The sequence below is a fragment of the Bradyrhizobium sp. BR 1432 genome, from assembly GCF_051547705.1.
Classification (GTDB): Bacteria; Pseudomonadota; Alphaproteobacteria; order Rhizobiales; family Xanthobacteraceae; genus Bradyrhizobium; species Bradyrhizobium zhanjiangense.
In genome coordinates, this window is record NZ_JBPUGF010000003.1 from 4,010,239 (window position 1) to 4,030,114 (window position 19,876).

The 19,876-nt window shown below is 65.6% G+C and carries 17 protein-coding genes and 2 pseudogenes; 14 read left to right on the forward strand and 5 right to left on the reverse strand.

Annotated features, from left to right (window positions below):
- Positions 1 to 4 precede the first annotated feature (4 nt).
- From ACSKB8_RS19325 to uxuA, 3 genes are read left to right on the forward strand one after another with little or no spacing between them, the layout of a single operon-like run.
- Positions 5 to 1,411: a TRAP transporter large permease gene (locus tag ACSKB8_RS19325; RefSeq protein WP_438105714.1), complete on the forward strand. Its 1,407-nt coding sequence runs from the start codon at positions 5 to 7 to the stop codon at positions 1,409 to 1,411.
- Positions 1,408 to 2,457, forward strand: a complete 1,050-nt coding sequence (locus ACSKB8_RS19330; protein WP_438105715.1) for an L-idonate 5-dehydrogenase — start codon at positions 1,408 to 1,410, stop codon at positions 2,455 to 2,457. Before ACSKB8_RS19325 ends, ACSKB8_RS19330 begins: the two co-directional genes overlap by 4 nt.
- Positions 2,458 to 2,470: 13 nt before the next feature.
- The gene (uxuA, locus tag ACSKB8_RS19335) at positions 2,471 to 3,661 is read left to right on the forward strand and encodes a mannonate dehydratase (RefSeq protein ID WP_438105717.1); all 1,191 of its coding nucleotides are present in this window, start codon (positions 2,471 to 2,473) and stop codon (positions 3,659 to 3,661) included.
- Positions 3,662 to 3,830: 169 nt separating this feature from the next.
- On the opposite strand, the gene ACSKB8_RS19340 is transcribed toward uxuA, so the two are convergent.
- Positions 3,831 to 4,769, reverse strand: a complete 939-nt coding sequence (locus ACSKB8_RS19340) for a LysR family transcriptional regulator (protein WP_438105718.1) — start codon at positions 4,767 to 4,769, stop codon at positions 3,831 to 3,833.
- Positions 4,770 to 4,982: 213 nt separating this feature from the next.
- Here ACSKB8_RS19340 and ACSKB8_RS19345 point away from each other — a divergent pair, with 213 nt between their 5' ends.
- The 6 genes from ACSKB8_RS19345 to ACSKB8_RS19370 all read left to right on the forward strand — a co-directional run bounded on the left by ACSKB8_RS19345 (position 4,983) and on the right by ACSKB8_RS19370 (position 10,867).
- A complete protein-coding gene (locus ACSKB8_RS19345) occupies positions 4,983 to 6,062 on the forward strand; it encodes an ABC transporter ATP-binding protein (protein ID WP_438105720.1) in 1,080 nt (359 codons plus the stop codon).
- A 32-nt stretch (positions 6,063 to 6,094) separates the two neighbouring features.
- On the forward strand, positions 6,095 to 6,811 hold the full coding sequence (locus ACSKB8_RS19350) for an HAD family hydrolase (protein WP_130215273.1): 717 nt from the start codon (positions 6,095 to 6,097) through the stop codon (positions 6,809 to 6,811).
- Positions 6,812 to 6,827: 16 nt separating this feature from the next.
- Entirely contained in the window at positions 6,828 to 8,135 is a 1,308-nt protein-coding gene (locus ACSKB8_RS19355; protein ID WP_438105722.1) for an NAD(P)/FAD-dependent oxidoreductase, read from the forward strand.
- Positions 8,136 to 8,157: 22 nt separating this feature from the next.
- The gene (locus ACSKB8_RS19360; protein ID WP_438105724.1) at positions 8,158 to 9,204 is read left to right on the forward strand and encodes an ABC transporter substrate-binding protein; all 1,047 of its coding nucleotides are present in this window, start codon (positions 8,158 to 8,160) and stop codon (positions 9,202 to 9,204) included.
- Positions 9,205 to 9,272: 68 nt separating this feature from the next.
- Positions 9,273 to 10,085, forward strand: a complete 813-nt coding sequence (locus tag ACSKB8_RS19365; protein ID WP_438110588.1) for an ABC transporter permease — start codon at positions 9,273 to 9,275, stop codon at positions 10,083 to 10,085.
- Positions 10,082 to 10,867: an ABC transporter permease gene (locus ACSKB8_RS19370; protein ID WP_438105726.1), complete on the forward strand. Its 786-nt coding sequence runs from the start codon at positions 10,082 to 10,084 to the stop codon at positions 10,865 to 10,867. Before ACSKB8_RS19365 ends, ACSKB8_RS19370 begins: the two co-directional genes overlap by 4 nt.
- Before the next feature lie 164 nt (positions 10,868 to 11,031).
- Here the strand turns inward: ACSKB8_RS19370 and ACSKB8_RS19375 are convergent, their stop codons facing one another.
- Both ACSKB8_RS19375 and ACSKB8_RS19380 read right to left on the reverse strand, forming a co-directional pair.
- Positions 11,032 to 11,682: a TetR family transcriptional regulator gene (locus ACSKB8_RS19375; protein WP_438110590.1), complete on the reverse strand. Its 651-nt coding sequence runs from the start codon at positions 11,680 to 11,682 to the stop codon at positions 11,032 to 11,034.
- Positions 11,682 to 12,371 (reverse strand): aspartate/glutamate racemase family protein, encoded by a 690-nt coding sequence (locus ACSKB8_RS19380; protein WP_370988492.1) that lies wholly within the window; start codon positions 12,369 to 12,371, stop codon positions 11,682 to 11,684. Before ACSKB8_RS19380 ends, ACSKB8_RS19375 begins: the two co-directional genes overlap by 1 nt.
- A 96-nt stretch (positions 12,372 to 12,467) precedes the next feature.
- Between ACSKB8_RS19380 and ACSKB8_RS19385 the strand changes: the two genes are divergently transcribed.
- The 5 genes from ACSKB8_RS19385 to ACSKB8_RS19405 are packed head-to-tail and all read left to right on the forward strand — an operon-like array spanning position 12,468 to position 17,161.
- A complete protein-coding gene (locus ACSKB8_RS19385; RefSeq protein ID WP_438105728.1) occupies positions 12,468 to 12,662 on the forward strand; it encodes a hypothetical protein in 195 nt (64 codons plus the stop codon).
- A complete protein-coding gene (locus ACSKB8_RS19390) occupies positions 12,659 to 14,320 on the forward strand; it encodes a thiamine pyrophosphate-binding protein (protein ID WP_438105730.1) in 1,662 nt (553 codons plus the stop codon). Before ACSKB8_RS19385 ends, ACSKB8_RS19390 begins: the two co-directional genes overlap by 4 nt.
- Positions 14,321 to 14,323: 3 nt before the next feature.
- Complete coding sequence (locus ACSKB8_RS19395; protein WP_438105731.1) at positions 14,324 to 15,589, forward strand: NAD(P)/FAD-dependent oxidoreductase; 1,266 nt, start codon at positions 14,324 to 14,326, stop codon at positions 15,587 to 15,589.
- Positions 15,590 to 15,598: 9 nt separating this feature from the next.
- A complete protein-coding gene (locus tag ACSKB8_RS19400) occupies positions 15,599 to 16,342 on the forward strand; it encodes an aspartate/glutamate racemase family protein (protein WP_091879764.1) in 744 nt (247 codons plus the stop codon).
- 39 nt (positions 16,343 to 16,381) lie between these two features.
- A complete protein-coding gene (locus ACSKB8_RS19405; protein ID WP_091879761.1) occupies positions 16,382 to 17,161 on the forward strand; it encodes an SDR family NAD(P)-dependent oxidoreductase in 780 nt (259 codons plus the stop codon).
- Positions 17,162 to 17,317: 156 nt separating this feature from the next.
- Here ACSKB8_RS19405 and ACSKB8_RS19410 read toward each other — a convergent pair.
- Positions 17,318 to 18,113: pseudogene (locus ACSKB8_RS19410) on the reverse strand (IclR family transcriptional regulator).
- Positions 18,114 to 18,135: 22 nt separating this feature from the next.
- A pseudogene (locus tag ACSKB8_RS19415) lies at positions 18,136 to 19,870 on the reverse strand (FAD-dependent oxidoreductase).
- Positions 19,871 to 19,876 lie beyond the last annotated feature (6 nt).

Below are 19,876 nucleotides of genomic sequence, written 5' to 3' on the forward strand. Positions count from 1 at the left end.
CATCATGCTGCTGTTGCTCGGAGCCTTTCTCATCCTGATGCTGCTCGGCGTTCCCGTGGCGATTGCCATGGCCGCGTCGTCGCTGCTCTACATCCTGGTCAGCGGCGTGACGCCCGATGTCACGCTGGCGCAGCGCATGATCGCCGGCGTCGAGAGCTTTCCGCTGCTTGCCGTGCCGTTCTTCATCCTGGCCGGCAACCTCATGAACATTGCCGGCGTCACCGGGCGCATTTACAAATTCGCCGTCGCGCTGGTCGGGTGGATGCGCGGCGGCCTCGGTCACGTCAACATCATCGGCTCGGTGATCTTCTCCGGCATGTCCGGCACCGCGATCGCGGACGCCGCCGGTCTCGGCACCATCGAGATCAAGGCGATGAAGGACCACGGCTACTCTACCGAGTTCTCGGTCGGCGTCACCGCAGCCTCGGCGACGCTCGGGCCGATCATCCCGCCGTCGCTGCCCTTCGTGATCTACGGCATGATGGCGAACGTCTCGATCGGCGCGCTGTTTCTCGGCGGCGTCATTCCCGGCATCGTCCTGACCCTGTTCATGATGGCCACCGTCACCTATTTCGCGCACAAGAACAAATGGGGCAGCGATACGCCGTTCTCCTGGCCGCAGCTCGGCTCGGCCGGGCTCGAGATCGTCATCGTGCTCTCGTTCCCCCTCGCGATCTGGCTGATGGTGCTGGCCGGTCTTTCGGTCAACTTGGCCGTGGTCATCGGTCTCGGCACGCTGCTCGTGATCGACTGGTATTTCGACTTCTCGGCGGTGATGGCGCTGATGGCGCCGGTGATCCTGATCGGCGGCATGACGCTCGGCTGGTTCACGCCGACCGAAGCCGCGGTCGCCGCCGTGATCTGGTCGCTGTTCCTCGGCCTCGTCCGCTACCGCACCATGACGCTGCAAACGGTGGCGAAGGCGACGTTCGACACCATCGAGACCACGGCCTCGGTGCTGTTTATCGTCACGGCAGCCTCGATCTTCGCCTGGCTGCTGACGGTGTCACAGGCCGCGCAGACGTTGTCGGACTGGATGCTCAGCGTCACCCACAACAAATGGGTGTTCCTGGCACTCGCCAACGTCCTGATCCTGTTCGTCGGCTGCTTCATCGACACCACGGCGGCGATCACCATTTTGGTGCCGATCCTGCTGCCGATCGTGCTCAAGCTCGGCATCGATCCCATTCACTTCGGCCTGATCATGACGCTGAACCTGATGATCGGCCTGCTGCACCCGCCGCTCGGCATGGTGCTGTTCGTGCTTGCCCGCGTGGCAAAACTCTCGGTCGAGCGCACGACGGTGGCGATCCTGCCCTGGCTGGTGCCCCTGATGCTCGCGCTGATCGCGATCACCTACATTCCCGACCTGACTCTCTGGCTGCCAAAATACATGGGACTCTCCAAATGACCTCCACTGCTCTCGCCGCAACCCTGTTCGGACCAGAAGACCTGCGCATGATCGAGCATCCGCTCGACAAGCTCGCAGACGGCATGGTGCGCATCCGCTTCGGCGCGGGTGGCATCTGCGGTTCGGACATGCATTATTTCCGTCACGCCCGCACCGGTGATTTCGTGGTGAAGTCACCGCTGGTGCTGGGCCACGAGATTTCCGGTGAGGTCGTGGAGATCTCCGGATCCGCAGCGAACCTGAAGACCGGTGACCGCGTCGCGGTCAACCCGTCGCGCTGGTGCGGCCATTGCGTCGCCTGCCGCGAAGGCCGGCCGAACCTCTGCGAGAACATCTACTTCATGGGCTCGGCCTCGAAGACGCCGCACATGCAGGGCGGCTTCGCCAATTACTTCGACGCGATCCCGGCGCAGTGCGTGAAGATCCCGGATCACGTGTCCTATCAGGCTGCGGCGCTGGCCGAACCGCTCGCGGTCTGCCTGCACGCGGTCGCGCGCGCCGGCAACATCGAGGGCAAGCGCGGCATCATCTTCGGCGCCGGCCCGATCGGGCTTCTGACCATGCTCGCCGCACATCGCGCCGGCATGACTGATGTCACGGTGGCCGACATCGCGCCGGCGCCGCTGGCTTTCGCAAGCCGGCTCGGCGCCTCGCATGTCGAGAACGTCTCGGGCGGGGAGGAGGGTCTGAAGGCGCAGGCCGCTTCGCGTCCCTATGACGTCGCGTTCGAGGTCTCCGGCACGGCCGCGGGGCTTGCGAGCGCGATCGGGATCGTGCGGCGCGGCGGCGTCGTGGTGCAGATCGGCAATCTGCCGGGCGGGCAGATCCCGACGCCATCGAACGCGGTGATGGCGAAGGAGATCGACCTGCGCGGCTCCTTCCGCTTTGGCTTCGAGTTCATGACGGCGGTGGAACTGATCGCGGCCGGCAGTGTCGATGTGCTGTCGCTGGTCACCGCCGAACGGCCGCTGTCGACCGCGCCCGACGCGCTCAGGCTGGCACTCGACCGCTCGCAGAGCGTCAAGGTCGTGCTGACCGCGAATTGATCGGAGGCGACTGATGATGCTGGAAGGATGGCGCTGGTACGGGCCAGATGATCCGGTCTCGCTCGACGATGTCAGGCAGGCCGGCGCGACGGAGATTGTCTCCGCGCTGCATCAGGTACCGATCGGGGAAGTCTGGACGCGCAAGGCGGTCGAGGAGCGCAAGAATTTCATCGAGAACGGCCAGCCCGGCCGTTCGCAACTAACGTGGTCGGTGGTGGAATCGATTCCGATCCCCGACGACGTCAAGCGGCTCGGGGGCAAGGCGACGAAGTCGATCGAGGCGTGGATCGCGAGTCTTGAAGCGGTGGCCGCCGCCGGCATCAAGATCATCTGCTACAATTTCATGCCTGTCGTCGACTGGTGCCGCACCGATCTGGAATGGGAGCTGCCGAACGGCGCCCGCGCCATGCGCTTCGATCAGGACCGCTTTGCCGCGTTCGAGCTGCACATCCTCAAACGGTCGGCGGCCGTGCAGGAGTATTCGCCGGAGCAGCAGGCGCGCGCGAAACGGCTGTTTGACAAGATGAGCCAGGCCGATATCGACTATCTCGTGATGGTCATTGCCAGCGCTCTGCCGGGCTCGACCACCGAGCCGATGACCATCCCGCAATTCCGCGACCGGCTGGAAACCTATCGCGACATCACGCCAAAGATCCTGCGGCAGCATCTCGCCGAATTCCTGGGCCGTGTCGCGCCGGTCGCCGAGCAATTAGGGGTGTCGCTGACGCTGCATCCGGATGATCCGCCGCGCCCTCTGTTCGGCCTGCCGCGCGTTGCCTCGACGGCCGAGGACTACCAGGCGCTGTTCGACGCCGTGCCGTCCAAGGCCAACGGCATCTGCCTGTGCACGGGCTCGCTCGGCGTGCGCGCCGAGAATGATCTGCCTGAAATGGCAGAGCGCTTTGGCCCTCGCATCGCCTTTGCCCATCTGCGCGCGACCAAGCGCGAGGCCGATGGCCTGTCGTTCTACGAGTTCGATCATCTCGACGGCGACGTCGACATGGTCGCAGTGCTCAAGGCGCTGCTGAAGGAGAATGCGCGGCGTTCACGAGACAAGAGGATCGTGTTCCGTCCCGACCACGGCCACCGCATGCTCGACGATCTCGCCGCCACCAAGCGCACCAATCCCGGCTACACCGCAATCGGCCGCCTCCGCGGCCTCGCCGAGCTCCGCGGCGCCATCCGCGCGATCGAGCATCGGTGAGGTGTGATGCGGGAACTCTTCGCCTCTCCCCGCCTGCGGGGAGAGGCCGGATTGCATCGAAGATGCGATCCGGGTGAGGGGACTCTCCGCGAATCCAACTCTTACCGTCCTTGCGGAGACTCCCCTCACCCCGACCCTCTCCCCGCAAGCGGGGAGAGGGAGAAGAACCTCAATAGCACGCCGCCATCGCGCCGAGTTTCGGATAGAGCCGGTCAATCGCGGCGATCTCGCTTTTCATCTGGGCGATGATCCAGTCGCGGATCTCGACGGCGATGGGGCGCATCGGCCGGTTGCGCGGCGGCAGGAATTCGCAGAGGCGGCGCGTGCTGGTCAGGGTGTCGGAGGCCGGCACTAACGCGCCGGTGAGAAGCCAGTGCGAGGCCACCGTCAGCCAGCCGAGCGCGATGCCCTGGCCGAGCAGCGCGGCCTGCACCACCACGGCATAGTCGGTGAAGCTCAGCGCCTTGGCCGCGCCGCGGCGCCCGGTGAGGAGCGATGCATAATCGGCGGCCCAGTCGCCCGGCGTCTCGGCAAGACGGATGATGGTGTTGCCTTCAGTGGGGTCGGTCTCGCCAAGATAGCCGGGGCTGCACATCGGCAGCATGACTTCCTTCATGATCAGCGTGCCGCCGGACGACGGCTCGTCGCGATCGCGAAAGCGCATGCCGAGATCGACATTGTCCACCGGCCCGCGCAGCGCGCCGGAGATCAGCTGGAAGCGCAGATCGACTTGCGGAAACTGTTTCTGGAGCTTGTCGATGCGCGGCATCAGCCAATGCGTGGTGAAGGCGGAGGAGACCGACAGCGTCACGGTCTCGGTGCCCTTGCGCCGCCGTTCGATTTCCACGAGGCCGCTCTCGATGCTGCGAAAGCCTTCGAGCACGCGGCGATACAACAGCTCGCCCTCCTCGGTGAGCACCGCGCGTCCGGCCGTGCGATCGAACAGGCGAACGCCGAGATGCTCCTCGAGCTGGCCGAGCATCCGGCTCACCGCCGGCTGCGTGACGTTCAATTCTGCGGCCGCCGCGGTGAAGCTGCCATTGCGCGCCGCCGCGTCGAAGACGAACAGGGCGTTGCTGGACGGCAGCATGCGGCGCAGCTCGGGCATAACGTCATGTTATGAGCCGCGTGAGAATTTGGCAATTGCCGAGTTTTGCCAAGTCTGGTGTCATTGGCATGACAGCCCAAAAGACAGGGCCTGCGGAGGAAGATTTGGTGCGGTGCACGCTTCGTCCGTGAGTGCTCAAATCCCCTGTCTATAAAGCAGGCTTATGGCGCGCAGTGAGGCACGCCATCACACGGACGTGGCGAGGGTCGATCGTTGGACAAGCGAGCGGAAAGCGTCGAGATCAGGTCCGCGAGCAAGACGTACGGCGCGGTTCGCGCCCTCGATGACGTGTCCCTCAATGTCGGCGCCGGCGAGTTCGTCTCGCTGCTCGGTCCCTCCGGTTCCGGCAAGACCACGCTGCTCGGCATTTTGGGCGGCTTCATCCTGCCATCGAGCGGAACAATTCTCTTCGGCGGCCGCGACGTCACCTGGATGCCGCCGCACAAGCGCGATCTCGGCGTCGTGTTCCAGAACTACGCGCTGTTCCCCCATATGAGCGTCGGCGAGAACGTCGCCTTTCCCTTGCGCGCCCGCCGCCTCCCGAAAGCGAGCTGGCCTGACAAGGTGCGCGCAGCGCTCGCGATGGTCGGCCTCGCCGGCTATGAGGCGCGCGGCATCGCGCAGCTCTCCGGCGGCCAGCGCCAGCGCGTGGCGCTGGCCCGCGCCATGATCTTCGAGCCGCGCCTGATCCTGATGGACGAGCCGCTCTCCGCGCTCGACAAGCAGCTGCGCGAATCCATGCAGATCGAGCTGCGCGCGCTGCACAAGCGCATCCAGGCCACCATCATCTACGTCACCCATGATCAGCGTGAGGCGCTGACCATGAGCGATCGGGTCGCCGTGATGAAGGACGGCAGGCTGATCCAGATCGACGTGCCCGAACGGTTGCACGATCATCCCGCAAATTCCTTTGTCGCGAGTTTCATCGGGGAAGCGACGATGCTGCCCGTTCGCCGTGTCGATGCGGCCTGCGTCGCGCTCGGCAACGCGCTGCTGCGCAGCGCCCGCGCCATTCCGGACGGCGATGCGCTGATGCTCGCCGTGCACAGCGAAAAACTGCTGATCGACAACGGCGTGCAGGATGCCGCCTGCAACCGGCTGACCGGCACGGTCACCGACATCGTCTATCAGGGCGAGAGCCTGCGTGTCTTCCTGGCGCTCGAAGGCGGCATCGCGCTCAGCCTGCGCCAGCCGAGTTACCATCAGGCCTACAGCCGCATTCCGCCGCTCGGCGGCAGTCTCACCGTCACCCTTCACCCCGAGGACACCATCGTGGTGCCCAGGGTGGACTGAAGCCTTGTTGCAACCTGAGAGAAGAAACGAACATGTCGACCCAAGCCGCGTTCAGCAATTTCAAGGTTCTCACCTTCGACGTCGTCGGCACCTTGATCGACTTCGAGACCGGCGTGCTCGCCGCGGTGCGCAGGATCTCGGGCAAGACGCCAGCCGAGCTCAGTGACGACCAGATCTTCGAATCCTACAAGCGCGGTCGCGACAAGCATTACGAGCGCTCGAGCGAGGTGATGTTCCACGTCTACCGCTATCTCGCCAAGGAGCTCGGGCTGCCGGCCGACGATGCGTCCTGCGACGTGTTCCAGCTCGCCGTGCTGCGCTGGGGGCCGTTCCCGGACTCGGTCGAGGCGCTCAAGCGCCTGCGCACCAAATTCCGGCTGGTCGCGATGACCAATGCCGACCGCGTTGCGCTCTCTTGTTACGCGCATGCACTCGGCAATCCCTTCGACGACACGGTCTGCGCCGACGAGACCGGCGTGGCCAAGCCGAACCCGGAATTCTTCGCCTACAACAAGGGTCGCCAGTCCGCCTTCGGCTACAAGCAGTCCGACATCCTGCACGTCGCGCAGAGCCAGTACCACGACATCGGGATCGCGCGGAAGCTCGGCTACAAGGTGTGCTGGATCGAGCGCCGCCAGGGCATTGCCGGCTTCGGCGGCACGCCGGCGGTGGAGACGCTGACCAAGCCGGACTTCCACTATCCGACGCTGAAGGCGCTCGCCGACGCCGCCATCGGCCCGGCGGCCTGAGTCCGTGAGCGCGGGCATGACACGGGACTGGAGCGCGCTGCCGTCAGCCAACTCGCTGTGGGCCGCCACGGCCGAACCGGCGCGCGAGTTTCCGGTCCTGTCGGGCGAGCGGCAGGCAGATGTGGTGATCATCGGCGCGGGCTACACCGGCCTCTCCGCTGCGCACCACATCGCCAGAAGCGGGCTCGCGCCGGTCGTATTAGAGGCCAACCGCCCCGGCTGGGGCGCGAGCGGCCGCAATGGCGGGGTGATCACCGCAAAATTCCGCCTCTCGTTCCGCGAGATCGATGCCGTGCACGGCCGCGCCATGGCGCGGCGCATGTACGAGATCGCGCATGAATCGACTGACATGGTCGAAGAGCTCGTCTCCGAGTTCGGCATCGCCAGCGCAAACCTCACTCGCACCGGCCAGGTCAAGGCGGCGCATAACGAGACGACGCTCCGGGCCGCGATCGACGAAGCCAACTGGATGACGCGCGAGATGGGTGATGCGGAGGTCCGCATTCTCGACAAGCGCGGCGTGCGCGAGGAGACCGGCTCCGACATCTTTGTCGGCGGCGTGCTCAATCCCGGCTCGGGCGGCATTCATCCGCTGAACTATCTGCGCGGGCTTGCCGACGGCGTCGCGCGCCGCGGCGTTGCCATCTTCCAGGAGTTGCCGGTGCTCAAACTCCGGCGGGAGAACGGCGAGATCGTCGCCGAGACGCCGAAAGGCGCGGTGCGGGCGAAGCAGGCCATCATCGCCACCAACAGCTATTCAGATCTGACCGATGCCACCGCGCAGTTGCAGCGCACGCTGATCCCGTTCCGCAGCGCCATCATCGCCACCGAGAGGCTGCCGCGCAATCTCGCCGGCAAGCTGATGCCGACGGGGCGCACCTATACCGAGACCAAACGCATGATGCGCTGGTTCCGCATGGTCGACAATCGCGTGATCTTCGGCGGCCGCGGCGCCTTCGGCAAGCAGGACTCCGAACCGGCGTTTGATGCGTTGCGCAAGGCGATGGTCGGCATCTTCCCCGATCTCGCCGATATCCCGCTCGCCTACAAATGGTCGGGTCTCGTCGCGATGACGCTGGACCAGGTGCCGCATATCGGCCGGCTCGACGACCGCACGCTGGTCTCGATCGGCTACAATGGAGCCGGTGTCGCAATGTCGAGCCTGATGGGCCGCTATCTCGCCGCCTTCGTGCGCGGCGAGACGCCCGAGGTCGGCCTGCTCGATATCAGGCGCATGAAGGCGATTCCGTTCTACCCGCTGCGCGAGCCCGCCGTGCGCATGGTCGCCGGCTGGTACCAGTTTCTCGATGCGATCGGTCAGTGAGATCTATTTGGAGGAGGTGAGGATGACGACGAAGCAGAAGTTTGGATTTGGCTGCGCATTGCTTGGTGCAATCGGATTTACCACGGCTGCCGGTGCCGCCGAGCAGATCACCTTCGTCTCGCAGGGCGGTGCCTATCAGCAGGCCCAGACGGTGGCGATCCTCGATCCCTCCGCCAAGAAGCTCGGCATCACCATCAACCAGGACTCCATTCCCGACGCCTGGCCCGCGATCAAGACCCAGGTCGGCAGCGGCAAGCCGATCTGGGACGTCGTCGACACCCCGACCGGCTATTGCCTGCGCGGCGGCGAGCAGGGGCTGATCGAAAAGCTCGACTTCTCCAAGATCCCGAACGCAGCGGCGATGCCCGAGGCCTATCGCAGTCCCTATTCGGTGTCTTACGAATTCTATTCCAGCGTGCTGGCCTACAGCCAGAAGACGTTCCCGAAGGATGCGCCGAACAGCTGGGCGGATTTTTGGGACGTCAAGAAATTCCCCGGCCGCCGGGCGCTGCGCAACCACCCGATCGCCACGCTCGAGGCGGCGCTGATGGCGGACGGCGTCGCGCCCGACAAGCTCTATCCGCTCGACGTCGACCGCGCCTTCAAGAAGCTGGAAGAGATCAAGCCGCACATCACGGTATGGTGGACCTCGGGCGCGCAGTCGGCGCAGCTTCTCAACGACGGCGAAGTGGACATGGAGATGGCCTGGAACGGCCGCGTCAGCGCGGTCGCCAAGGAAGGCGCCAAGGTGGCCTTCACCTACAACCAGGGCATCCTGCAGAGCACTTCGCTCTGCATCCTCAAGGGCGCGCCGAATCTCGCTACCGCGGTGAAGTTCCTCAACGAGGCCGTCGATCCCGTGCACCAGGCCAACCTGCCGCTCCACATCGACTACGGCCCCGGTAATCCGAAGGCGTTCGAAACCAGCGTGATCAAGCCCGAGCGCGCCGCGCAATTGCCGAGCGAGCCGGCCAACGCGGCCAAGCAGGCGCTGATGTCCTACGCCTGGTGGTCCTCGCCCGCGGGCGAAGCGGCCGAGAAGCGCTGGGCGTCGTTCATGCAGAAGTGAGCGAGGCGGCCTTGACGACATCCGTGTCCGATCCATCGCAGAAGCATCAGCGCCGCGAGCACGGCCTGATGCTGGCGCTGGTGTCGCCGGCACTGCTGGTGATTTTGGCTCTGATCGTGCTGCCGGTCGGCTGGCTCGCCTGGCAGTCGGTCTACCACGACGGCTTTACGCTGGAGAATTATCGCCGCGTCTTCACCGAGGACGTCTATTGGCGCAGCTTTGCGCTGACCTTCGAGATCAGTCTCGCGGTCACGGGAATCGCGCTGCTGCTCGGCTATCCCGTGGCCTATCTTGCCAACTCGGTGCCGAAAGCGTGGAGCATCCTCATCCTGTCGCTGGTGGTGCTGCCGTTCTGGACCAGCGTGCTGGTCAGGGCCTATGCGTGGCTGGCGCTGCTGCAGCGCACCGGCGTGATCAACCAGTTCCTGCGCTATCTGGACGTGATCTCCGAGCCGCTCGCGTTGGTCCACAACACGTTCGGCACGGTGGTTGCGACGGTGCACATCCTGCTGCCGTTCATGGTGCTGCCGCTCTATGCCACCATGCAGAAGATCCCCGGCGATCTCATGCAGGCCGGCGCCAGCTTAGGGGCGAGCCCATCGCTCACATTTTTCCGCGTGTTCCTGCCGCTGTCGCTGCCGGGCGTGCTCGCTGGCTGCACCATGGTATTCGTGCTCTGCCTCGGCTTCTACATCACGCCGGAGCTGCTCGGCGGCGGCCGCACCGTGATGGTGTCCATGCTGGTGAGCCGCAATGTCGAGCTCTACAACCAGTTCGGGGCGGCCAGCGCGGTCGCCGTGGTGCTGCTCCTGAGCGTGCTCCTGATCTTCTTCGTCGTCAGCCGCTTCATCTCGCTCGATCGTGTGTTGGGGCAGAAATGATGCGCGCCTCGCCCGCACGGATTGCTCTCTACGTGATCAGCGCGCTGGTGCTGGTCTATCTGATCCTTCCCGTGCTGATCATCGCGCCGATCTCGTTCTCGAGCGCGCGGTTCCTGACTTTCCCGCCGCCGTCGTTCTCGCTGCGCTGGTACCAGCAATATTTCGCCAACTCCGCCTGGATGCAGGCGACGCGGGTGACGCTGACGGTCGCGCTGCTGACCGTCGTGATCGCGACCCCGCTCGGCGTGGCAGCCGCCTATGCCATCAGCCAGTTGAAGCTGCGCATCATGCGCATCATCCACATGGCGCTGCTGCTGCCGTTGGTGGTGCCGATCATCATTACCGCGGTCGGCATCTTCTTCGTCTACGCCAAGGTCGGCCTGGTCGCGACCATGCCCGGCCTCGTGCTCGCGAACGTGATGCTGGGATTACCCTATGTCGTCATCTCGGTGCTCGCGGGCCTACAGAGCTTCGACCCCGCGCAGGAGATGGTGGCGCGCAGCCTCGGCATGAACCGCCTGCGCAGCTTCTTCGCGGTGACGCTGCCGCAGATCAAGTCCAGCGTGCTCGCCGGCGGCATCTTCGCCTTCATCTCGGCGATGGACGAGACCATCGTCGCGCTGTTCATCTCCGGCGGCCAGTACCAGCCGCTGACCAAGCGCATGTTCACCGCGCTCCGCGACGAGATCGACCCGACCATCGCCGCGATCTCGACGCTGATGACGGCGGCCTCCTTCATGCTGGTGCTACTGGCAAGCACGCGGCAGAAGAAGGGTGGGTGAGGCGAGTTATTGTCGTCCTGGCGAAAGCCAGGACCCATTACCCCAGGGAGTGTTTTGGCGAAGATTGGTCGTTCGGGACTAGTACCATCCGCAACCGATAGACCTCGCGGTATGGGTCCTGGCCTTCGCCAGGACGACGGCTGAGTTTGCGGCGGGCCACACCCTCACTCCTTCGCCTCCAGCCACGCCAAAATCATCTCCACGATCTGCGTCCGGCTCTTCGCCAGCACCCCGGGTTCGCTGAGGTCGCGGTCGAACAGCGCACCAAAGGTGTCGCGGTTGGCGACGCGGAAGAAGCAGTAGGAGGAGATGGCGAGGTGCAGGTCGATGGCGTCAACGTCGCCGCGGAAGACGCCTTCGTCGCGGCCGCGCTTCAGGATGCCGTCGAGCGTCGCGATCACGCTGGCGTTGAGCTGCCGCAGCTGCGGGTTCTGCTTCAGATGCTTGCCATGGTGGATATTCTCGATGCTGACGAGGCGGATGAAGTCCGGATTGCGCTCGTCATGGTCGAAGGTGGCCTCGATCAGGCGGCGCAATCCCTCGCGGGCGTCGCAGCTTGCGATGTCGAGCTGGTCCTCCAGCGCGCGGATTCTGCGATAGGCCTCTTCGAGCACCGCGAGGTAGAGCTGCTCCTTGCCGCCGAAATAATAGTAGATCATCCGCTTCGACGTGCGCGTCCGGGCGGCGATGGCGTCGACCCGCGCGCCGGAATAGCCCTCGCGGGCGAATTCGGTCATCGCCACTTCGAGGATGTCGCGCTTGGTGCGCTCGGGGTCGTTGATGCGCTTCGATGGGAGCGGCATGCGTTCGAGCATCATCCCATGGCGAAATCGGCCGCCGTCTCGGCATGAATTGCCGTCGTATCGAACGTCTCGACTGACGTGTCGTCCGGGCCGACCAGCATCGTGATCTCGGTACAGCCGAGGATGATGCACTCCGCGCCGGCGGTGACGAGCGCTGCCATCACCTCCTGATAGCGCCGGCGCGAGGGAGCGGTGACAGTTCCAAGGCACAGCTCATCGTAGATGATGCGGTTCACGTCGGCGCGGGCGTCGGCGGGAGGAACCAGGACGTCGAGATCATGCGCGCGCAGCCGGTCGATGTAAAAGTCCTGCTCCATCGTGAATTTCGTGCCGAGCAGCCCGAGCCGCCGGTACCCTTTGGCCCGGATGCGCTGCGCCGTTGCGTCCCCGATATGAATGAATGGAACGGTCAAGCTCGACATGATGTCGGGTGCCAGTTTGTGCATCGTGTTCGTGCACAACACGATCGCACGGGCCCCGGCGCTTTCGAGCCGCCGTGCGACCTCCGCCAGGCTGGCCGCCGCCTCGCTCCAGCGATCGGCGTACTGCATTTCCTTGATCTGTTGAAAATCGTAGGAATACATCAGCAGTGGGGCCGAATGCAGCTTGCCCTTGCGGTCGCGGACCCGCTCATTGATGAGCTTGTAGTAGAGCGCGGTGCTCTCCCAGCTCATGCCTCCAATCAGGCCGATGGTTTGCATTCCGGTCTCCAGACGAGTTGGTCCGGCCGGATCGTAGACGAAGACGTCGAAGCTCGCCATCATGATGGGAAAATGAGACGGGTTGGCGTGTGGCCCATGGCGGACGCCGGGATTGCGTGGACGTGGTCTCAGAGCCCGATCAGTGCAAACGGCAAGGGCGGGCATGACGCCTGCGCAGGCGGCGAGAAGTCTTTCGATCTTGCGCGTCCTGTCGGCCTGTCCTACGCCAATTCCGCACATAATGGCGAGGCGCTCGGGCGCATCGCCAAAGCCTTGAGGGAGCCGTCATGACCATTCGCAACACCCGCACCGGGGGCCAGATCCTGATCGACCAGCTGGTCGCGCAAGGGGTCGAGCGCGTTACCTGCGTGCCGGGCGAGAGCTATCTGGCGGCGCTCGATGCGCTGCATGACAGCCCGATCGACGTCATGATCTGCCGCGCCGAAGGCGGGGCCGCAATGATGGCGGAGGCCTATGGCAAGCTCACGGGCCGTCCGGGCGTCTGCTTCGTCACCCGCGGACCCGGCGCGACCAATGCCAGCCACGGCGTCCACATCGCAATGCAGGACTCAACGCCGATGATCCTGTTCGTCGGCCAGGTCGACACCGGTATGCGCGAGCGCGAGGCGTTCCAGGAGCTCGACTACAAGGCGGTGTTCGGCACCATGGCGAAATGGGCGGTCGAGATCGATCGCCCCGACCGCATTCCGGAGCTGGTGGCGCGCGCCTTCCGCGTCGCCATGCAGGGCCGCCCGGGTCCCGTGGTGATCTCGCTGCCCGAGAACATGCTGACCGAGACCGCGGCGGTTGCCGACGCCATGCGGATCGAGCCCGCGGCGAGCTGGCCGGCGCCGGCCGACATCGAAAAGCTCAGCGTCATGCTCGCCGGCGCCAAGGCGCCGCTCGTCATCCTCGGCGGCTCGCGCTGGACCGATGAAGCCACCAGGAGCATCGCGCGGTTCGCCGAACGGTTCGACCTGCCGGTCGCGACCTCGTTCCGCCGGGCCTCGCTGATCGACGCCGACCATTCGCATTACGCCGGTGATCTCGGCATCGGGCCGAGCCCGGGGGTGAAGGCGCGCATCGAGGGCGCCGACGTCATTCTGCTCATCGGCGGCCGCATGTCGGAGATGCCGTCCTCGTCCTACACGCTGCTCGACATTCCGACCCCGCAGCAGAAGCTGATCCACGTGCATCCGGGCTCCGAGGAGCTCGGCCGCGTCTATCAGCCGGCCCTTGCGATCCAGGCGACGCCCGCCGCATTCGCCGCCGCGGTCGAAACGCTGAAGCCTTCCGGTGCGGTGGCCTGGAAGGGCGAGGCCGCGAAGGCACATGCCGATTATCTCGCCTGGACCGAAAAGGCGCGCGAGCTGCCGGGCAGGTTCCAGTACGGCCAGGTCATGACCTGGCTGCGCGACCGCCTGCCGAAGGACGCGATCGTCTGCAACGGCGCCGGCAATTATGCCGGCTGGATCCATCGTCATCACCGCTTCCACAGCTTTGCCGCGCAGCTTGCGCCGACCTCGGGCTCGATGGGCTATGGCGTGCCGGCGGGCGTGCTGGCAAAACGGCAATACCCGGATCGCGTCGTCGTCGCCTTTGCCGGTGACGGCTGCTTCCTGATGAACGGCCAGGAGTTCGCGACCGCCGTGCAGTATGACGCGCCGCTGATCGTCATCGTCGTCGACAATTCGCAATACGGCACCATCCGCATGCACCAGGAGCGCGACTATCCCGGCCGCGTCGTCGGCACCCAGCTCAAGAACCCCGATTTTGCGATGTACGCGAAGGCGTTCGGCGGCCATGGCGAGCGCGTCGAGCGCACCGAGGAGTTCGCACCCGCGTTCGAGCGCGCGCTCGCCTCGGGCAAGCCGTCCATCCTCCACTGCATTATCGATCCGCGCGCGATCTCGGTCGGCAAGGATTTTGTGCCAGCGGTGAAGGCTTAAGCGATGGCGACCGGCCGCCACGTCGCCATCATCGGCGCCGGCGCAGTCGGCGTGATCAGCGCCATCGAGGCGCTGCGCGAGGGCCATCGCGTCACGCTGATCGATCCCGGCGAGCCCGGTGGCGAGCAGGCGGCGAGCTACGGCAATGCCGGCTGGCTGTCGTCGCATTCGGTGATCCCGCCGGCCGAGCCGGGCGTCTGGAAGAAGGTGCCGGGTTATCTCATGGACCCGCTCGGCCCGCTCGCGATCCGCTGGTCTTATCTGCCGAAAGCGCTGCCCTGGCTGATCAAATATTTGGTCTCGGGCTGGACCGAGGCGCGGATCGAGAAGACGGCGTTCGCGCTGCGCGATCTGTTGAAGGACGCACCACTGCTGCACAAGAAGCTCGCGGAGGAGGCGGGCGTGCCTGAATTGATCGAGCGCAACGGTGTGATGCACGTGTTCCCATCGCGCGGCAATTTCGACAACGATCTCGGCTGGCGCCTGCGCAAGAAGGTCGGTGTCGAATGGCTCGAGCTCAACGCCGATGAGATGCGCCAGCGCGAGCCGGACCTGCATCCGCGCTACACCTTTGGTGTGGTGGTGGAGGAGGCCGGCCGCTGCCGCAATCCCGGCGCCTATGTCGCGGCCCTCGCGCAACATGCGTTGGCAAGCGGTGCGAAGCACGTGCGGGCCAAGGCAACGGGTCTCAAGCTCTCCGGCAACACGCTCATCGCCGTCGTCACCGAGACCGGCGAGATCCCTTGCGATGCCGCCGTGGTTGCGGCGGGCGCCCGCTCGAAGCAATTGACTGCATCGGTCGGTGATCCGCTGCCGCTCGAGACCGAGCGTGGCTATCACGTCATGATCGAGAACCCGGAATCTGGGCCGCGCAGCTCGATGATGGCGTCAGATGCGAAAATGGTGGTGAACTGGACCGACAAGGGCCTGCGCGCCGCCGGCACGGTCGAGATCGCCGGCTTAGAGGCCGCGCCGAACTGGAAGCGTGCCGAGATTCTGCGCAACCACCTCATCAGCATGTTCCCAAAACTGCCGAAGGACATTCCGGCCTCGCGTATCAAAACCTGGTTCGGTCATCGGCCGAGTATGCCGGATGGACGTCCCTGCATCGGCTATGCGCGGGCCTCGCGCGACATCGTCTATGCCTTTGGCCATGGCCATGTCGGCCTGGTCGGCTCGGCGCGTACCGGCCGTCTCGTCGCGCAGCTTCTCAGCGGCAAGCAGCCCGAGATCCCGCTCGCGCCGTTCGCACCCGATCGTTTTCTCTGAGATCGCACCATGACCCATCCAGCCAATTCGTCCTCCCGCATCGCCCGTGGCGGCAAGGCCATCTATGGCGCGCCGCTCGGCATTTTGATGCTGGAAGCGCGCTTTCCTCGCATTCCCGGCGACATGGGCAACGGCACGACCTGGCCGTTCCCCGTGCTGTATCGCGTGGTGAGCGGTGCCTCGCCGGAGAAGGTGGTGCTGAAGGGCGCGGCCGGCCTGCTGCCTGATTTCATCGACGCCGCCAAGGATCTGGTGCGGCTCGGGGCCGAAGCGATCACCACCAATTGCGGCTTCCTGTCGCTGTTCCAGAAGGAGATCGCGGCCGCCGTCGGCGTGCCGGTTGCGACCTCGTCGCTGATGCAGGTGCCGTGGGTGCAGGCGACCTTGCCGCCGGGCAAGCGCGTCGGCCTCGTCACGGTGTCGGGCTCGACGCTCTCGCCCGCCCATCTCGAAGGTGCCGGCGTGCCGCTCGATACGCCGCTGGTCGGCACCGAGAACGGTAAGGAATTCTTCCGCGTCCTGATCAAGGCCGAGAAGGACGACATGGACGTCGCGCAGGCCGAGCGCGACGTTGTCGAGGCCGGCAAGGCGCTCGTCGCTGGGAACCCGGATGTCGGCGCCATCGTGCTCGAATGTACCAACATGCCGCCCTATGCGGCTGCGCTTCAGGCCGAGGTCGGATTGCCGGTTTACGACATCTATTCCATGATCACCTGGTTTCATGCTGGACTGCGCCCGCGCGTCTTTGCGTGAACGCGTTCGTGAGATCGTCACAAGTCCTGGAGTGAGCCCATGAAATTATCCGGCAAGGTCGCCGTCATCACCGGCGCGGCGCGCGGCATCGGCAAGGCCTGCGCGAAGAGATTCTTGGACGACGGCGTCAAGGTGGTCATCTCCGACGTCGACACGGATGCGCTCGAGAAGACGGTCAACGAGCTGGGCAAGCCCAAGGAGCTGTATGCCCTGCCGTGCCACGTCGCGCGGCGCGCGGACGTCGATCGTGCGGTCGCCACAGCAGTCCGGGAGTTTGGCCGGCTCGACATCATGGTCAACAACGCGGGCGTGGCCCGCAATCAGGACATTCTCGACATCTCCGAGCAGGATTTCGACGAGGTCATCGGCATCAATCTGAAGGGTGCCTTCTTTGGCGTGCAGGCCGCCGCGAAGCAGATGATCGCGCAGGGCGGAGGGGGCGTCATCATCAACATGTCCTCGGTGAATGCGCTGCTGGCGATTCCGACGCTTGCGACCTACGCCATCTCCAAGGGTGGCATGAAGCAACTGACGTCGGTGGCCGCCGTCGCGCTCGCGCCGCACAACATCCGCGTCGTCGCGGTCGGGCCGGGCACGATCCTGACCGATATGGTGGCCTCGGCGATCTACACGTCCGAGGATGCGCGCAAGACCGTGCTGTCGCGCACGCCGGCAGGCCGCGGCGGCGAGCCGAGCGAAGTGGCGTCGGTGGTGGCGTTCCTTGCCAGTGACGATGCGTCCTACATCACCGGGCAGACGATCTATCCGGATGGCGGCCGGCTGATCCTGAATTACACGGTGCCGGTGAGGGAGAAGTAGGGCTGGGAAGGTCGTCCCACACTCGCTGTCATCGCCCGGCTTGACCGGGCGATCCAGTACTCCGAGACAGCAGTGATAGAACCGATGGGCCGCGGCGTACTGGATGCCCCGCCTGCGCGGGGCATGACAGCGGTGGTTGTGCAGCCAGCTCGCCCTTCACTCCGCCGCGACCGTCATGCCGTGGCCGAGCCGCTTCGAGATGGCGCCGGCGCAGTCGCGCAGCGCATGGGCGATCGGGCTGTCCCAGCGCGCATCGAAGGTGCCTTCCGGGCCCATCGCGGTGATGACCAGCGCGACATGGCCGGAATGGTCGAACACCGGTGCTGAGAACGCATTGACGCCGGGCAGGGGATCGCCGAGCGCGCGGGCGAGACCGTGCTCGCGGACTTCAGCGAGCATCTCGGCGACCTTCGCGCTTTTCACCGCGCGCTCGGGATTGTAGCCGACGCCGTGGCGGTCGAGGCCGCTTTCGAGCGCGGCATTGATGGTCTTCTCCGGCAGGAAGGCCGCGAAGGCGCGGCCGGTCGCGGTCTCCAGCAGCGCCATCACCGAGCCGGCCCGCATCGCGATGTGGACGGGCTGGGCCGGCTCTTCCAGTTGCACCACGGTCGGACCGTGCATGCCCCAGACCGCGAGCGAGACCGCGTGGCCGATCTGGCTCGCGAGCGCCGCGATCTTGGGACGTGCGATGCGCACGCCGGAGAGACGGCGCAGGCTGGATCAGGCCGAGCTCCAGCGCCAGCGCGCCGATCTCGTAGCGGCCGGTGGTCTCGTCCTGCTCGATCAGCCCGATACGGGAGAAGCTGGCGAGATAGGGATGCGCCTTGGCCGGCGTCATACCGGCCTCGCGGGCGAGATCGCGCAGCATCATCGGCTCGCCGCTCCTTGCGAGCGCGCGGAGCAGTTCTCCGCCGACCTCGATCGACTGGATGCCGCGGCTTTCCCTCTTCATGCGCCTCCTGGCGTGCGTCCGCTTAGGCCGCCTTGCGCTTGGCGGCGCTGTCGGCAAGGTGTCGTCCGGCAATGTAGCCGAAGGTCAGCGCCGGCCCAAGCGTGATGCCAGCGCCGGGATAATTGCCGCCCATGATGCTCGCCATGTCGTTGCCGGCGGCATAGAGCCCGGGAATCACACGGCCTTCGGCGTCGAGCGCCCGCGCGTTCTCGTCGGTGACGATGCCCGCATAGGTGCCGAGATCGCCGATCACCATCTTGATGGCGTAGAACGGCCCGTTCTCGATCGGTGCGACGCAGGGGTTCGGGCCGTGCAGGGCGTCGCCCTGATAGCGATTATAGGCCTTCGAGCCCTTGCCGAAGGCGGCATCGTGGCCTTGCGGCGCGGTCGTATTGAATTGCTTGACGGTCTCGGTGAACGCCTTGGCATCGATGCCGGCCTTCGCTGCCAGTGCCTCCAGCGTGTCGCCACGCATGAGGTAGCCGGTCTGCAAGTGATGGCCGAGCGGCATCGGGAACGGCGGCACGCAGCCGAGGCCATATTTGCGCAGCGTCTTGTGATCGCAGACGAGGAAGGCGGCAATCTCCTCGCCGGGCTTGGCGGCCTTCATCATGGCCTGGACGAAGTCGTGATAGGAATTGCCTTCATTGGCAAAACGCCTGCCGTTCCGCATCACCGCGATCACGCCGGGCTTGGCGCGGTCGATGAAATGCGGCATCACGCCCTTCGAGCTGTCCTTGCGCGTGGTCAGCGACACCGGGACCCAGGCGGCCGCGTTCGGCAGGCGATCCTCGACATGCCCTCCGACGCTTTCCGCAAGGCGGAGGCCGTCACCGGTATTGCCAGTCGGTCCCGGCGAATAGTGCTCAGTGCCGGTCGGCGCATGTGGAAACATCTTTCTGCGTCGTTCGACATCGTGGGGGAAGCCGCCGCAGGCGAGCACGACGCCCTGGCGCGCGCGGACGTGCACATCGCGTCCCTCGCGCGAAACGACCGCGCCGGTGACGGCGCCATTCTCGACCGTCAGCTCGCGCACCGGCGAGGACAGCCACATCGGAATCCTCAGATCGAGCGCGGATTTGGCCAGCCGTCCGGCCAGCGCATTGCCGTTGGTCAAGGTCATGCCGCGGCCGTAGCGCAGCACGTCCATGAAATGCCGCGACAGGCGCTTGGCGACATAGACCGCGGAGGCCAGCGACTTCGTGACGCGCATGAAGTGGATGATCTCCTTGCCGGAGCCTAACATCATGCCGAACACGGTCAGCTCGGGCAGCGGCATGCCCAGCGTCTTGATGTGATCGCCGAGCTCGCGGCCGTCGAATGGGCGCGTCACCATGGAGCGGCCGCCTTGCGCGCCGCCGGGTGCCTCGGCGTGGTAGTCGGGAAACACCAGCGGCATGTCGAAGCGGAGCGCGGTCTTGGTGGTGAAGAAATCGACCGCTTCGGGGCCGGCGCTCAGGAATGCGTCGACGCGTGCGGCATCAAAATTGTTGCCGGCCTCATGGCGCAGATAGGTGCGGGCCTGCTCCGGCGCTTCCTCGATGCCATAGGCCTTGGCAAGAGAGGTGCCGGGGATCCAGAGCCAGCCGCCGGAGCGGGCGGTGGTGCCGCCGAAGCGCGGCTCCTTCTCGACGATGAGCACGTCGAGGCCGCGAGAACGCGCCGTGATCGCCGCCGACATGCCGGAGGCGCCCGACTCCGGCGACGAGCACATCGCACTCGTAAGTCTCAATTGCGCTGCGCTCGTTACCGGTCATGCGGGC